This is a genomic window from Stutzerimonas kirkiae, from assembly GCF_004327335.1.
Classification (GTDB): Bacteria; Pseudomonadota; Gammaproteobacteria; order Pseudomonadales; family Pseudomonadaceae; genus Stutzerimonas; species Stutzerimonas kirkiae.
This window is the reverse complement of sequence record NZ_QJUO01000001.1, coordinates 238034-251615: the sequence shown is the minus strand read 5'-3', so window position 1 is coordinate 251615 and position 13582 is coordinate 238034. Positions and strand designations below refer to the sequence as shown.

Here is a 13582-nt window from a genome sequence, read left to right as displayed (position 1 = left end):
TCCACGGCTATGCATTGAATCGGGTTAGAGCTTAAAGTTATGACTCTTCCGCGTGAACCTTATGAATGAATATATTTAGGATAAGTCCAGCTTATGCATGAAAAGCCCCGGCGCCCCTCACTGGAGTTGCTGCGCCTGTTCGAGGTGGCGGCCCGGCATGGCAGTTTCACCCTGGCGGCCAGCGAGCTGGGGATCAGCCAGCCGGCCATCAGCCAGCAGGTCCAGCGCCTGGAAAAACAGCTCGGGGTACGCCTGTTCGATCGTATCCACCGTGGCCTGACGCTGACCGAGGATGGCCGCCTGCTGCTGGGCCATGTGCAGTCGGCCCTGGCCCTGCTCGACGAGGGGCTGGAGCTGCTCAGCGCCAACGCCGCCCATGAAACCCTGAACGTGGCCACCGACTTCGCCTTCGCCACCTACCGGCTGATTCCCACGCTGCATCTGTTCCATGCGGCCAATCCGGGGATCAACGTCAACCTGGTGACCGGCTACCGGGGCATGAAGGGCATCGAGACGGATATCGACGTGGCGGTCGCCTTCGGCGATGGCCAGGTGAAGAACGGCGAGAGCCGGCTGCTGTTCAACGAGGAGGTGTTCCCGGTGTGCAGCCCGGCGCTGCGCCAGTCGCTGCAGGGCGAGAGCACGTCGCAGGCGCTGGCCCGCCTGCCGTTGCTGCGCCTGAAGGCCGCCAGCGGCCACCAGTGGTGCGACTGGCCGCAGTTGTTCCGGGCGCTGGGTATCCGCGAGGCGCCGGCCAGCGGGCTATCGAGTTTCGACAACTACCCGTTGCTGATCCAGGCCTCCATCGCCGGCCAGGGCGTGGCCATCGGCTGGCGCTACCTGGTCGATGGCCTGCTGGAGCAGGGGCTGCTGGTGCGGCTGGGCGAGCACAACCATGTCACCTCGTTCGGCTACTACATCGTGCGCCCGGAGCGCAAACGCCGATCACGGCTGGCGCAGCGTTTCATCGACTGGCTGGAAGGGGTGGACAAGGTCGGGCAGGACACTGGCTGAGAACCTGTTCGAAGCCTCACGAACCAAGGCCGCCGAGGGTGCGCCGTGGACAGCGGTTTTTCCGCTCAGGTGCGCATGGCGCACCTTACGGCGATGGCTTGAGGGCGATGCTCAGGCCCAGCGTATGGGTGGCCCCTGGCGCCAGGCGCACCACATCGTCCAGCACGTTCGCCGTTTCGATACAGAGCATGCGCTGCCAGGCGTCCTCGGCGAATTGCGACAGGCGGCGGGACTTGTCGATCCAGGGGTTCCAGAGTACCGCCGAGCGCGAGCCGCTGGCGTGCAGCTCGATGCGCCGCTGCCAGGCCGGGTCGATCAGCGCCAGGCGCTGCGGCAGGTCGAGGTAGATGCGGTCGGTCTCGCCGTCGAAGCGCAGCTCGCCCGACTGCCGGCGTGGCTGCCAGTCTTCCAGGGTCTCGATATAGGGTGTGTCGTCGAGGCCTTGCACGGAAACCCGGTGGATGTCGCCGACGGCGAGGTAGCTGTGCAGCGCCTGGCTCAAGGTGACCGTCGCATCGCCGAGGTTGTGGCTGGTCAGGCGCAGGTGCAGGGCGTCGTCCAGGCGGATCTGCAGGCGCAGTTGCAGTCCAGGGCACTGCGCCAGCGGCGGGCAGTTGAAGTCGAGCACGGCCGTGCCCTGTTCCTCGGCCTGTCGTTCCAGTGTCCAGGGCAGGCCGCGTACCAGGCCATGGGCCGGTGCCGGCAGGGGATGCAGGGCCTGCACGGCCTCGGGGTTGCGCGCCAGGTCGCCGAACCAGGGCCAGCACACCGGGATACCGCCGCGCACCGGTTGCCCGCTGTCGAAGGCGGCCTGCTCGCTGAGCCAGATGACCGGTGCGGCATCGCCCTGGCGGTATTCGAGTACCTGGGCGCCCTGTTCGGCGACCAGCAACAGGCTGTCGCCACGGCGCACTTGCCAGCAGGCGAGCCGGCCCTTCATCACTGGCTGGATGCTCACGGGCATGCCTCAGCGCCCTTGGCAGGCGTCGACCCGCAGCCAGCGTTCGAGCAGCTTGAAGCCCTGCATCAGCACGAAGGCGATCAGCAGGTAGAGGATGCCGGCGGTGAGGAACATTTCCTCGTGCAGGTAGTTGCGCGCGGCAATCTTGCGCGCCGTGCCGGTCAGCTCCAGCAGGGTGACGGTGCTGGCCAGGGCGCTGGCCTTGAGCATCAGGATCACTTCGTTGCTGTAGGCCGGCAGGCCGATGCGCGTCGCCCGGGGCAGGGTGATGTGCCAGAGGGTCTGGCTGCGCGACATGCCCAGGGCGCGGGCCGCCTCGATTTCGCCAGGCGGTACGTTCTGGATGGCGCCGCGCAGGATTTCGGCGATATAGGCGGCGGTGTGCAGGGTCATGGTGATGATCGCGCACCAGTAAGGGTCGCGCAGGTAGGGCCAGGCCATGCTCTGGCGCACCGCCTCGAACTGCGACAGGCCGTAGTAGACCAGGAACAGTTGCACCAGCAGCGGTGTACCACGGAAGAAAAAGATGTAGCCGTAGGGCAGTGCACGCACCGCGAGGTGGCGCGAAGAGCGGGCGATGCCCAATGGCAGGGCGAGAATCAGCCCGGTGACCACCGAGATACCGACCAGTTGCAGGGTCAGCCAGGCGCCATCGAGGAAACTCGGCAGCCAGCGGACGAAGACTTCCCAACTCATGCGGCGCTCCTGGTGAAGCCGCGGCCAGCGCGTTTTTCTAGGAAATACATGCCGATCATGGCGAAGGTGGTCAGCCCCAGGTAGATGAACGCGGCGACGATATAGAAGGTGAAGGGCTCCTTGCTGGCGGTGATGGCGATCTGCGCGTTGCGCATGATCTCTTCCAGGCCGATCACCGATACCAGCGCGGTGTCCTTCATCAGGATCATGAACAGGTTGCCCAGCCCGGGCAGCGCCAGGCGCCACATCTGCGGCAGGATCAAGCGCAGGAAGATATGCCGCCTGCCCAGGCCCAGAGCCAGGCCCGCTTCGCGGTGGCCCTTGGGAATGGCCAGCAGCGCGCCGCGGAATACCTCGGTGGCGTAGGCGCCGAAGCACAGCCCGAGGGCGATGGTGCCGGCGACGAAGGGGCTGAGGGCGAGGTTTTCGATACCGAACACTTCGCCGATGCCGCGTACCAGGCCAATGGTGCCGAGGTAGATCAGCAGCACCCAGAGCAGCTCCGGAACGCCGCGTACGATGGTCGAGTAGGTGCCGCCGATCCAGCGCAGGGCGCTGTACGGCGAGGTCTTGGCGAGCGCGCCGCACAGGCCGAGCAGCAGGCCCAGGGCCAGGGACGCGAGCGCCAGTTGGATGGTGACCCAGGTACCGGCGAGCAGCGCCGGACCGAATCCGTGCAAGTCAGGAATCATGTAGGCTCGAAGACCCGTGCCCGGCCGTGGCCGGGTACGGGTTCAGACAGGTCAGTAGATATCGAACGGGAAGTACTTGTCGTTGATCTTCTTGTAGGTGCCGTCGGCGATGATCTCGGCCAGGGCCTTGTTCAGGCGCTGGCGCAGTTCGTCGTTGTTCTTGCGCACGGCAATGGCGATCTTGTCGTCATCGAACACCGGTTCGCCCTTGAATTCGAAGTTCTTGGCGGCGTCGCTCTTGAGCCATTCCCACTGTACGAAGGTGTCGGCGAGGATGCCGTCGACACGCCCGGTGGCGAGGTCGAGGTAGGCGTTTTCCTGGGTGTCGTAGAGCTTGATGTCGATTACGCCATCGAGGTTGTCTTCCAGCCAGGTGCCGGCGATGGTGGAGCGCTGGGCGCCGATCACCTTGCCTTTCAAGTAGTCCTTGTCGGTCTTGAAGTCCACCGATTTGGGTGCGACGAACTGCAATTTGTTGGTGTAGTAGTGGTCGGTGAAAGCGACCGCCTGGCGGCGCTCCTCGGTGTTCGACATGGAGGCGGCGAGGAAGTCGAACTTGCCGGCGTTCAGCGCCGGGATGATGCCGTCCCAGTCGGAGATGACCACGTCGCATTCGGCTTGCAGTTTCTCGCACAGGGCGTAGGCGATATCCAGGTCGAAGCCGACCGCCTTGCCGCTGGCGTCGATCAGGTTGAAGGGCGGGTAGGCGCCTTCGGTGCCGATGCGCAGTTTCTCGGCGGCGAACGTCTGGCTGGCGATCAGCAGGGAAGCGGCGGCACCGAACAGGATCTTCTTATAGCTTTTCATGCGTTGTAGCTCCATTAGCGATGGCTGGACATGAATTGTTGGCAGCGTGCCGAACGGGGGTTGTCGAAGACCTGGGCGGGCGTACCCTGTTCCTCGACCAGTCCCTGATGGAGAAAGACCACTTCGCTGGACACCTGTTTGGCGAAATTCAGCTCGTGGGTCACCAGCAGCATGGTGCGGCCTTCCTCGGCAAGCGAGCGAATCACAGCAAGCACTTCTTGTACCATTTCCGGATCGAGGGCCGAGGTCGGCTCGTCGAACAGGATCACCCTGGGTTGCATGGCCAGGGTGCGGGCGATGGCGGCGCGCTGTTGCTGGCCACCGGACAACTGGTTGGGGTAGGCGTGGCGCTTGTCGGCGATGCCGACCTTGGCCAGCAGCGCCTCGGCGGTTTCGACGGCCTCGGCGCGGCTCTGGCCGAGCACGCGGCGCGGCGCCTCGATGATGTTGTCGAGCACACTCATGTGCGGCCAGAGGTTGAAGTTCTGGAACACGAAGCCGAGCTTGCTGCGCATGCGGTTGATCTGCCCGGCATCGGCGGCGACCAGCTCCCCGCTCTTGTCGCGCTTGAGCCTGAGCGCCTCGCCGGCCAGGAGGATCTCGCCTTCGTGGGGATTTTCCAGCAGGTTGATGCAGCGCAGGAAAGTGGACTTGCCCGAGCCGGACGAGCCGAGGATGGAAATCACATCGCCATCGTGCGCGGTCAGGGAAACGCCCTTGAGTACTTCGAGATCGCCGTAACGCTTGTGCAGATTGCGGATTTCCAGAGCGGGTATGGCCTCGGCCATGGGGGTACCTCATCGATCGGGCCAAAAGAAATGGCGGACCTTCCTACTGTTTTTTATGACTGGCCACTGCCTCGCCATCCTGGCGAGGCGCAAACCTAGCATGCGCGAAGGCATGCGCCAAGCATGGATAATTCACGCTCAGGGTGATCGCGCTATGCGCTCGAAGAGCCGATAAAAGCGCTGGAGGCTGGACACCAGGACGTAGAAGCCCGGAATGAATGGCTTTTCGTCCAGCCTCCAGCCTCCAGCGAAAGAGCCTGGCGCCGCTTTCCACAACGGCTGATGTATCCTTGGGGTCTAGTTACTCCACCACAGCCATGGCCCGGGAGAGAGACATGCAGAGCTTGTTCGCGGAAATAAAACCTTATGCCCGGCATGAGCTGGCGGTGGAAGATCCCCATGTCCTGTATGTCGACGAGAGCGGCATGCCCGACGGCCTGCCGGTGCTGTTCGTGCATGGCGGTCCGGGCGGTGGCTGCGATGCGTCGAGCCGGCGCTTCTTCGATCCGACTCTCTACCGTATCGTCACCTTCGACCAGCGTGGCTGCGGGCGTTCGACGCCGCATGCCAGTCTCGAGAACAACACCACCGCGCACCTGATCGCGGATATGGAGCGTATCCGCGAACACCTGGGTATCGAGCAGTGGGTACTGTTCGGTGGTTCCTGGGGCTCCACCCTGTCGCTGGCCTATGCCCAGGCCCATCCCGGGCGGGTACTGGGGCTGGTGCTGCGTGGCATCTTCCTGTGCCGGCCACAGGAGTTCCAGTGGTTCTACCAGGAGGGCGCCAGCCGGTTGTTCCCCGACTACTGGGAGGACTACCTGGCGCCGATTGCCGAAGAGGAGCGCGGCGACCTGATGCGGGCCTTCTACCAGCGCCTGACCGGCAGCGACCAGATCGCCCAGTTGCACGCGGCCAAGGCCTGGTCCGGCTGGGAGGGGCGTACCGCGACCCTGCGCCCCAACCCGCAGTTGGTCGACAGCTTCACCGATGCCCATCGGGCGTTGTCGATGGCGCGCATCGAGTGCCACTACTTCGTCAACGACGCCTTCCTCGAGGCCGACCAGTTGCTGCGCGACATGCCGAAGATCGCCCACCTGCCGGGCATCATCGTGCATGGCCGCTATGACGTCATCTGCCCGCTGGACAATGCCTGGGCGCTGCACCGGGCCTGGCCCGGCAGCGAGTTGCAGATCATCCGCGATGCCGGCCATTCCGCTTCCGAGCCGGGCATCACCGATGCGCTGGTACGTGCCACCCAGGACCTGGCCCTGCGCCTGCTCGGGCTACCGCCGAAGGACGCCTGATGAAGGGGTTGATACAGCGTGTGAGCCATGCACGGGTCGAGGTCGATGGCGAAGTCGTCGGGGAGATCGGGCAGGGGCTGCTGGTGCTGGTGGGCGTCGAGCGCGGGGATGACAAGGCCAGGGCCGACAAGCTGCTGCGCAAATCGCTCGATTACCGGGTGTTCGGCGATGAGCAGGGCCGCATGAACCTTTCCCTGAAGGATGTCGCTGGCGGCCTGCTGCTGGTGTCCCAGTTCACCCTGGCCGCCGATACCCGTAGCGGCCTGCGCCCGGGCTTCTCCAGTGCGGCGCCGCCGGCGCTGGGCGAGGAGCTCTATGACTACCTGGTCGAGCAGGCCCGCGGCCAGCACGAGCGGGTCGCCTGTGGGCGTTTCGGCGCGAATATGCAGGTGCATTTGCTCAACGATGGTCCGGTGACTTTCTTGCTGGAAACCTAGAACACTCGCACCAGTGGTTTTGCGGCGCTGCTCAGAACTGCCGCTCCAGCTTCAGGCTGACCGAATTGCGCTCGTGGGAGTAGAGCCAGTCGACATTGCTTGCGACCTTGTTGTACTTGAGGGTCAGGCTGGGGGTTATACCGTACAGGGCCAGACGCTGGGCGTTCAGGATAAAGGTATAGCTCTGTTCGTCATCCTCGCGCCGCGCTTCCAGCAAGGCGCTGTAGATATCATGGGAACGCCGGCGGTAAGCGGCGAACAGGATGGCGCTGAAGCCGGACTCGAACTCCTTGGCCAGGCCTAGCCGCACGCCCTTTTGCAGGTAGGCGTTGGCCTTGTCCTCGCTGTTGCGGTCGGTGATATCCAGGCCGCCGAAGAGTGTCCAGCCCCTGGGCAGGGATTGCCAGAGGGTGGCGTAGAGCGAACTCGCATCGCCGTCGTTATGGGCATAAGCCTCCTGGCGGTATTTCATTTCCTTGTAGTCGCCTTCCAGCCTGAGCATGCGCGTAGGCGACAGGTAGTGCTGCCATTCGCCTCGAATACCCCAGGCGCCATACATGGCGGCATTGCCATAGGTGTTGAACTCGAAGGAGGGCGCCAGGGAGTACTGGTTGCGGGCGTTCTGGTAGCTGTAGCCGACATTGCTGATCAGCGTGCTCTCGTTGTACTGCTTGTGGTCCTTGTAGGACTGGCCGTAGACCAGCGAGCGTATGAACAGCCCATGATGGCCCCGCAGGGCGATGCGCTTGTTCAGCGTGCCCTCGAAGTCCAGCCCCGTGGCCGAGACTGCCTCGGGCAGCTTGCGCTCCAGGCGGAGAATGCCCTCGTCGGTGACGAACTCGAACACCTGGCGGTCTTCCGACGACAGGTTGAGGTTGTCGCTCCAGGTCGGCCCGATGGCGATGGAGCCTTGCCAGGCTTCGCGCCGGTCCAGGGCTTCGATGAAGCTGTCGACGCTGCGGCTGACGCCCATGGCGCGAGCATCGGATGGGTCGAAGCGGGCGCTGATGTGCTGGAATGCCTCGGATGACTCTCGGTCCTTGCGATTCTCGAACAGGACTCTCGCCAGCTCCAGTTGCCCCGGCAGGAAGTCGTCCTGCAAGGCCAGCAGGTGGCGGTAATGCCCCTCGGCCAGTCCCAGGTCGCCTGCCGCGCGCGCCAGCCCGCCCCTGGCATAGGCCGCCAGCATCGGATCGTAGCCGGGCAGGGCGACATAGGCGTCGAGAAAGTGTGCCACCAGCGGCCATTGCTGATGCCGGATGGAAAGGTAGAGTGCGCTGCCCAGGTCATCCAGGTTGTCGCCGACGCTGTAGGTCTGGCCGTCGATGGTCAGTGTGGACAAGTGGGAAGGCGGCTGGACTTCGTCCTTGAGCAATTCCCGCTCCTGCTGGCTGGCACGGTATTCGATGCTCTGGTTCAGGCGCAGGTGGGTGTCCTGGTCGGCCAGTACGCAAGCGGAGGGCGGGAGCGCTGCGATAAGGCTGCCGAGGCAGAGCCCGGGCAGGCGGGTACGGGTTGGTCGCTTCATCTGTGAAGTATTCGATCTTGCCTGATGGACACTGGCCGGCAGGGCGGCAGAGGCCATGTTCCTTGACGGGAAGAAGCGGGAGCCACCGGGGGGCCCCGCTTCACTGGATGCACTGCATTCGCCGGGACGCGTTCCGCTATTTGATCGTCCCGCCAAAGGCAGTGTCATATTGGCGGAGTTCCATGGGGAATTTTATGAATCCTGCCAGGCTCTCCTGATTGTTGAAGAACTTCCCGTTTATAACGCCGTCCCACGCCACCATATAGCCGGAGACATAGGCGAACGCCTTGGTCGCTCCGCTGGTTCCGCTGGCTATGCTGGCATCGTTATTGATATTGACCGTACCGATATTGATGGCGTAGCTGAAGGTCGGTGTATACAGGTTGCCGGTCATCTTCTTGCTGGTGAAATCCGCCGTGAACTCGCCAATCATCAAACCCTGGGACTGATAGTTGCTGATGCCACGCATATCGTATTTGACGGTTCCGGTCTTGGTCAGCGATGTGTCGCCATCACGGCCTATATAGTAGACGGCATGATTTCCGGTGGCGACATTGTTATTGTTGGTCCATTCGCCGAAGAATACGTCCTGTCCGGATATCTGGGCGAAGTTGAAGTAGCCGATCGAGTATGGAGAGCCTACTGGCGTCAGGGTAGTAAGTTTCGAGATGGGGCCGGCCGTAATGTTAGTGGTGGACCCCAGGGTCTGCAGGGTGGAAAAGCTGGCTTTCTGCACGAGACTTGTATAAGACGTACTGACGCCAATTCCGGGTCCGGACATGGGGGGTAAGCCATCGACAAAAGTGGCGGGTCCCACTTCTATGCTGGCGTTGTAGCTTTCGTCTCCAACAATTGCCGCATTGGCGCTGCCGCTGATGGCAAGAAGCGCAATAATTCTTTTCGAAGAGCTGAATGCTTTCATGTTTGCTCGCCTTGTGTATGAAGTGTGTTGTGTTGCGGTCGCTTCCTTGTTTTATCACCTCCCTGTGTGTTTTCTAGAAATTTATCGTCAGTCCAAGCTTGAGCGTGCGACCAGGTGCGGCGACCATTGACCTGCTGATGGGGTCTATATAGTAAATATTGGTAAGGTTGGTACCTGTCAGTTCAATACTGATTCTTTCGGACAACTTATAGTCCAGATAGGCGTCGTACAGGGTCATTCCTGCCCATTGCAAAGGTCTGTTCGAGAAGGCGTTACCTTGGTCGACTATTGATTCGGATAGTGTGTAGAAGTTTTCGTATTCCTGCTTGTAGTAATAGCTCACCTTCCCACCTACTTCCAGTCGCTCATTCATAAAGCGACGACCCAGAAGCCAGCTTATGCTGTATCGAGGTAGGGATTGGGTTGCCAGGTAGCCGCCAGGGAAACCATTGTCCACACAGTCCGGTACCGATCCGCCAATGGGGTCAGCAAGAATGGCGGAATGCTCGTCACAGACTTCATTTTCTATCGTGTAGGCCGCACCGATATCCGTGAAGAATCCGCCATTATCGTAGCGCCCTTGGAACTCTATGCCACGGATGGTCTGCTTTTCTATATTGTTGAGTACAAGGCTTGTGTCCCGCTCTATCAAGTCCTTCGTTATATGGTGGTAATAGCTGACTTTGATATCCGCGTATTTTTCCGCTTTCAGCCAATGGGTAAGATTATGAACGTAGGAAATTTCATAGTCATAGGCGTGTTCTGGTTTCAATCTGTCGATATAGGGATTTATATAGGCAGAGAAGCCCATGGTGCTTTCGAACATACTGGGATAGCGTAGCGCCTGGCTGTGGCGAAAATACAGCCGGCTATCCGTGGAGAGGTCCACGGCCAAGGATAGAGCGGGTGTCCAGCCACGATCTTTTTGCTTTCTGACTTTGGCAGGCTTCAGTGTTTCTCCAGCCAGTCCGCTGATAGTGCATGTTTGCTGCTTTTCATCGCCGATAAGTTCCAATCCGTCGAGTGTTCCGTTCACACACGGGTTATTGGCTCGGCTATAGCGTCCACTTCCATCGTGGTACCAAATGTCCTTGTATTGGACGACCTCGCTTTCAGTGCGTGGCAACGCGCTTATTATTTCTTCTATGGCTGCCTGCCTTTGTTCTTCGGTGAAGGCGAGCATGTCCCAGAACCAGCGGACACTCTCTATTGCCGAGTCCAACTTGCCTTGCCACTCCTGTTCGGAAAGCGTCCTCGTTTCTCTTGACGTATAGGAAACCTGCCGTCCGGAAAACAGGGATTTGCTCAGGAGGTTTCCCATTTTTTGCTGTTGCTGCAGATAGTCGTCGAAGGCCCAGTAGGATGAGTACCTTCCGCCAATCTCGACTGTCAGTGGCTGCACGGGGCGCCACTTGAAATTGTAGTTGATTTCGTATTCTTCCCTGGTGCCGGCGCGCGGTGGCATGAGGTCGCTATCGCTATCACGGGATGCACGGTCCCCGGAGTCCAGCTTCTCATGCTGGAAACTGCCGCCGAGGATCAGGTCGAGGTTGTCGTGCAGGGTAAAGCGGTTGCTCAGGGTCAGGCCGTAGCGATCGTTTTCCGAGTTGGATAGCGCGGAATTCCAGAGAATGGGGTCGTTCTCCGTGGCGGCGTTCGGGAAGCCACCGCGGGTGTAGGTGTCGCTGCGGGTATGGGTCATCCAGAGGTTCGCGTGCAGGTCCAGCCAGGGGTTGCCGTCCGGGCTCAGGTTGTACTCGAGGTTATAGGCCTGGCTGTCCACCCGGCTCAGGGGCCATTGCACGTGGCCTCTGTTATCGGCGTATTCGAGCAGGGGCGGCATGATCTCGCCATACAGGGAATAGGTATCACGGATGCCAAGACGTATATCCTGGTCGTCGCTGATGATCAGTTTTCCCTTCAGCAGCCAGGACTCCATCTTGCTGGAGGTATTGAGCACTTCCTCCCCGGGCTTCCAGTACAGGGCCATGCTGGTGGCATAGCTGTCTGCCGGTCGATCCGGGTCGGTGGCCGGCTGCGAGTAGAAGCCGGACTTGCGCTTGCCGGCGAAATGGTTGCCTTTTTCCCTGTAGGCGTAGGCCCCAAGCAGTTCGAAACGCTCCTGCCGGCTGGCCAGTGCCAGACGATAGGCCTGGTCGTCGCTGGACAGCAGCTTGTTGTGGCTGCTCGACCTGGGCGTAATGCGCAAGCTGGGGTCGTTCCAGGGGGCTGTCGGCGACTCCCCGGGCGCGAGGAAGCCCGGTATGTCCTGGTAGTTCTGTCCTGTCAGCAGTTTCGGCAGGCGTGCCTGCACCGAGTTGTTGCTCTGCTCCATGCGCAGTTCACCGCCCGATGCCTGGCCTTCGCCGAGGATATCGTCCACCTCGAGCGTGCGCATCACCACGGCTCCGCCCACGCCACTGCGAATGTCCCTTTCGATGGCTGGCCCCTTGATGACCTGGATGCTGCTCAGCAGGTTGGGATCTATGTAGCTCCTGTTGTTGGCGCCGTTGTAGCCACGGTAGGCCGTCAGCGCCTGTTCGGTGCCGTCGATCGTCAGTGGCACGCGCCCGGGTCCCTGGATACCGCGAATGTTCGGGTCGATTGCCCCGCTGTTGCGTGGGTCGCCGCTGTAGATGTTGGGCATGCCCTTGAACACATCCGCCGGCGCCGAGCCCTTGTTGCGATCTATCTGACGTTTATCGGCATAGACACTGGAGTAATTGCTGTCGTAGACGGCGTTGTGTCCTGCTTCATGTCGATGGAGCGCTGGAGTGTATCCGGCCTCGATGGCCAGCGGCATGAGTGTCAGCTTTTCTTGCTCGGTTGCATCGCCAGGCGGGATGATCCGGATCACCGGGCGCTCCGCTCCACCCGAGATGTGGTACTGGATATCCCGGCCGGCCAGCAGCCGTCGCAGCGCTTCCTCGAGTGCCAGGGTTCCCGCTACCGCGTTGCCGGATAGCCCGCTGAGCCCCGCGGTGTTCATGTAGATCTCCACATTGGCCTGTTGCGCCAGCTGCATCAGCGCACGGTCGAGAGGGAGGGGCGGTATGTCGAAGTCGTAGCGCAGGCTCGAACTGGCCTGCCCTGCTTCTGCATTGGGGATGGGCAGCAGCATGCCTGTACCCGGAAATACGAGTGCGACCAGCATGGCCAGCAGTGCGCTACCAAGCGGGCGCCTGGAAGGCGGATGGATGTCTTTCCCGTTTGATTGCATCGAATGCCGCATCCTTCCCCCTGGATGATTCAAATTCGATGGCTTCATTCCTGATGGGAATGCTTCTCCAGATCAAGTAGATCGAATTTGAATATTAAAACTTTAGTTCATGCCTTGGCATGTTGGAAAGAGAGCGGATGCTGAGGAGCGTGGTCCAGGCGCTATTTAGGCACTCACCAACAAGGGGCATGCAAGGTACTTGCCGGATCGGCTACGCATGGCGCTCAAGGGGGTGGGGTGAAGCGGCCGTTCTTTGCCTGCTCTTTCATTCGAGAAAGGCCGGCAGCGATGCCGGGGGCCGCGGCAGGTTTTCCCGCAAGCACCTGCCGAGTGCTGCCCGGACGGGATGACGATCCTGCTGCTCCGGCCAGACGAAATAGTAACTGTCGCCAGTTCCGACGGCATTGGCGAGCGGCATCACCAGTTGGCCGTTGTCGAGTTCGCGGGCGACCAGGGACAGGTCGCCGATGGAAATGCCATGCCCCTGGGCGGCGGCGTTGATTCCCAGTTCCAGGGTGTCGAACAGCGGCCCCGTGTGGCAGCGGTGGGGATCCGTGATGCCCTGGCGCTGCAGCCAGCGTATCCAGTCGCGGCGGTCGGGGGAACTGTGGATGAGCTCGCTGGCCAGCAGCCTTTCCATGTTCCACTCCCCTTCGGCGCGGAACGCCGGGGTACAGACGGGGACCAGCCATTCCTTGAACAACTCCTGCGCCTGCCAGCCCGCCGGGAAGTTGCCGTCACTCAGCAGCAGGGCGCAGTCGAACGGTTCGTTGCGGAAATCGACGTGGTCTTCGTCCATCCAGACGCTCGACAGTTGTACCCGTTTGCCCTGGTTCTCGGCATGGAACCTGCCGAGGACGGGAAGTAGCCAGCGCATGCTCAGGGTCGACGGGGCTTTCAGGCGCAGGCTGCCGCGCTGTTGCAGCGTGGCCGCGCAGGCCGCCTCGATCAGGCTGAAGCCCCGCTCCAGCTCCTGTGCCAGGTGGTGACCGGCCAGGGTGAGTTCCAGTCGTGCGCCGTGACGAATGAACAGCGGGCGCTCGAAGTGTCGCTCCAGGGTTTTCACATGACGGCTGATGGCGCTCTGGGTCAGGTACAGGCTGTGCGCCGCCGCGGTAAAGGAGCCGTGCCGTGCCGCCGCCTCGAACGCGCGCAGTGCATACAGCGGGGGAAGGGCCTGGCTCATGTGGATAGCTCTATGAGTAATACT

The 13582-nt window shown here is 61.7% G+C and carries 12 protein-coding genes; 3 read left to right on the top strand and 9 right to left on the bottom strand.

Annotated elements, in window-relative coordinates; translation table 11 throughout:
• The first annotated feature begins 93 nt into the window (after nucleotides 1–93).
• Nucleotides 94–1014, top strand: a complete 921-nt coding sequence (locus tag DNJ95_RS01125; RefSeq protein ID WP_131182885.1) for a choline sulfate utilization transcriptional regulator — start codon at nucleotides 94–96, stop codon at nucleotides 1012–1014.
• Nucleotides 1015–1099: 85 nt separating this feature from the next.
• Here DNJ95_RS01125 and DNJ95_RS01120 read toward each other — a convergent pair whose 3' ends face one another.
• Genes DNJ95_RS01120 through DNJ95_RS01100 form a run of 5 tightly spaced genes read right to left on the bottom strand, consistent with a single transcriptional unit; the run spans nucleotide 1100 to nucleotide 4958 of the window.
• Nucleotides 1100–1978 carry a D-hexose-6-phosphate mutarotase gene (locus DNJ95_RS01120; protein WP_131182884.1) on the bottom strand — a complete coding sequence of 293 codons (879 nt, stop codon included), beginning with the start codon at nucleotides 1976–1978 and terminating at the stop codon, nucleotides 1100–1102.
• Nucleotides 1979–1981: 3 nt separating this feature from the next.
• Complete coding sequence (locus DNJ95_RS01115) at nucleotides 1982–2671, bottom strand: ABC transporter permease (protein WP_131182883.1); 690 nt, start codon at nucleotides 2669–2671, stop codon at nucleotides 1982–1984.
• A complete protein-coding gene (locus DNJ95_RS01110) occupies nucleotides 2668–3363 on the bottom strand; it encodes an ABC transporter permease (protein ID WP_131182882.1) in 696 nt (231 codons plus the stop codon). The genes DNJ95_RS01115 and DNJ95_RS01110 overlap by 4 nt, the downstream gene beginning before the upstream one ends.
• Nucleotides 3364–3414: 51 nt before the next feature.
• Nucleotides 3415–4170, bottom strand: a complete 756-nt coding sequence (locus DNJ95_RS01105) for an ABC transporter substrate-binding protein (protein WP_131182881.1) — start codon at nucleotides 4168–4170, stop codon at nucleotides 3415–3417.
• A 14-nt stretch (nucleotides 4171–4184) separates the two neighbouring features.
• Nucleotides 4185–4958 carry an ABC transporter ATP-binding protein gene (locus DNJ95_RS01100; RefSeq protein ID WP_131182880.1) on the bottom strand — a complete coding sequence of 258 codons (774 nt, stop codon included), beginning with the start codon at nucleotides 4956–4958 and terminating at the stop codon, nucleotides 4185–4187.
• Nucleotides 4959–5293: 335 nt separating this feature from the next.
• On the opposite strand from DNJ95_RS01100, the gene pip reads away from it, so the two are divergent.
• Both pip and dtd read left to right on the top strand, forming a co-directional pair.
• Nucleotides 5294–6265, top strand: a complete 972-nt coding sequence (gene pip, locus DNJ95_RS01095; RefSeq protein ID WP_131182879.1) for a prolyl aminopeptidase — start codon at nucleotides 5294–5296, stop codon at nucleotides 6263–6265.
• Nucleotides 6265–6702, top strand: coding sequence for a D-aminoacyl-tRNA deacylase (gene dtd / locus DNJ95_RS01090; RefSeq protein ID WP_131182878.1), 438 nt, complete (start codon nucleotides 6265–6267; stop codon nucleotides 6700–6702). The genes pip and dtd overlap by 1 nt, the downstream gene beginning before the upstream one ends.
• 31 nt (nucleotides 6703–6733) lie before the next feature.
• On the opposite strand, the gene DNJ95_RS01085 is transcribed toward dtd, so the two are convergent.
• From DNJ95_RS01085 to DNJ95_RS01070, 4 genes are all read right to left on the bottom strand, one after another.
• Nucleotides 6734–8230, bottom strand: coding sequence for a surface lipoprotein assembly modifier (locus tag DNJ95_RS01085; RefSeq protein WP_131182877.1), 1497 nt, complete (start codon nucleotides 8228–8230; stop codon nucleotides 6734–6736).
• A 136-nt stretch (nucleotides 8231–8366) separates the two neighbouring features.
• Nucleotides 8367–9152 carry a Slam-dependent surface lipoprotein gene (locus DNJ95_RS01080; RefSeq protein WP_131182876.1) on the bottom strand — a complete coding sequence of 262 codons (786 nt, stop codon included), beginning with the start codon at nucleotides 9150–9152 and terminating at the stop codon, nucleotides 8367–8369.
• 73 nt (nucleotides 9153–9225) lie between these two features.
• Nucleotides 9226–12372 carry a TonB-dependent receptor gene (locus DNJ95_RS01075; RefSeq protein ID WP_165491552.1) on the bottom strand — a complete coding sequence of 1049 codons (3147 nt, stop codon included), beginning with the start codon at nucleotides 12370–12372 and terminating at the stop codon, nucleotides 9226–9228.
• A 265-nt stretch (nucleotides 12373–12637) separates the two neighbouring features.
• A complete protein-coding gene (locus DNJ95_RS01070; RefSeq protein ID WP_131182874.1) occupies nucleotides 12638–13558 on the bottom strand; it encodes a LysR substrate-binding domain-containing protein in 921 nt (306 codons plus the stop codon).
• Nucleotides 13559–13582 lie beyond the last annotated feature (24 nt).

Excerpts from the sequence above, each read along its gene's own strand:
- DNJ95_RS01125 (WP_131182885.1), top strand. The coding sequence starts at position 94 with ATGCATGAAAAGCCCCGGCGCCCCTCACTGGAGTTGCTGCGCCTGTTC.
- DNJ95_RS01120 (WP_131182884.1), bottom strand. The coding sequence starts at position 1,978 with ATGCCCGTGAGCATCCAGCCAGTGATGAAGGGCCGGCTCGCCTGCTGG.
- DNJ95_RS01115 (WP_131182883.1), bottom strand. The coding sequence starts at position 2,671 with ATGAGTTGGGAAGTCTTCGTCCGCTGGCTGCCGAGTTTCCTCGATGGC.
- DNJ95_RS01110 (WP_131182882.1), bottom strand. The coding sequence starts at position 3,363 with ATGATTCCTGACTTGCACGGATTCGGTCCGGCGCTGCTCGCCGGTACC.
- DNJ95_RS01105 (WP_131182881.1), bottom strand. The coding sequence starts at position 4,170 with ATGAAAAGCTATAAGAAGATCCTGTTCGGTGCCGCCGCTTCCCTGCTG.
- DNJ95_RS01100 (WP_131182880.1), bottom strand. The coding sequence starts at position 4,958 with ATGGCCGAGGCCATACCCGCTCTGGAAATCCGCAATCTGCACAAGCGT.
- pip (WP_131182879.1), top strand. The coding sequence starts at position 5,294 with ATGCAGAGCTTGTTCGCGGAAATAAAACCTTATGCCCGGCATGAGCTG.
- dtd (WP_131182878.1), top strand. The coding sequence starts at position 6,265 with ATGAAGGGGTTGATACAGCGTGTGAGCCATGCACGGGTCGAGGTCGAT.
- DNJ95_RS01085 (WP_131182877.1), bottom strand. The coding sequence starts at position 8,230 with ATGAAGCGACCAACCCGTACCCGCCTGCCCGGGCTCTGCCTCGGCAGC.
- DNJ95_RS01080 (WP_131182876.1), bottom strand. The coding sequence starts at position 9,152 with ATGAAAGCATTCAGCTCTTCGAAAAGAATTATTGCGCTTCTTGCCATC.
- DNJ95_RS01075 (WP_165491552.1), bottom strand. The coding sequence starts at position 12,372 with ATGCAATCAAACGGGAAAGACATCCATCCGCCTTCCAGGCGCCCGCTT.
- DNJ95_RS01070 (WP_131182874.1), bottom strand. The coding sequence starts at position 13,558 with ATGAGCCAGGCCCTTCCCCCGCTGTATGCACTGCGCGCGTTCGAGGCG.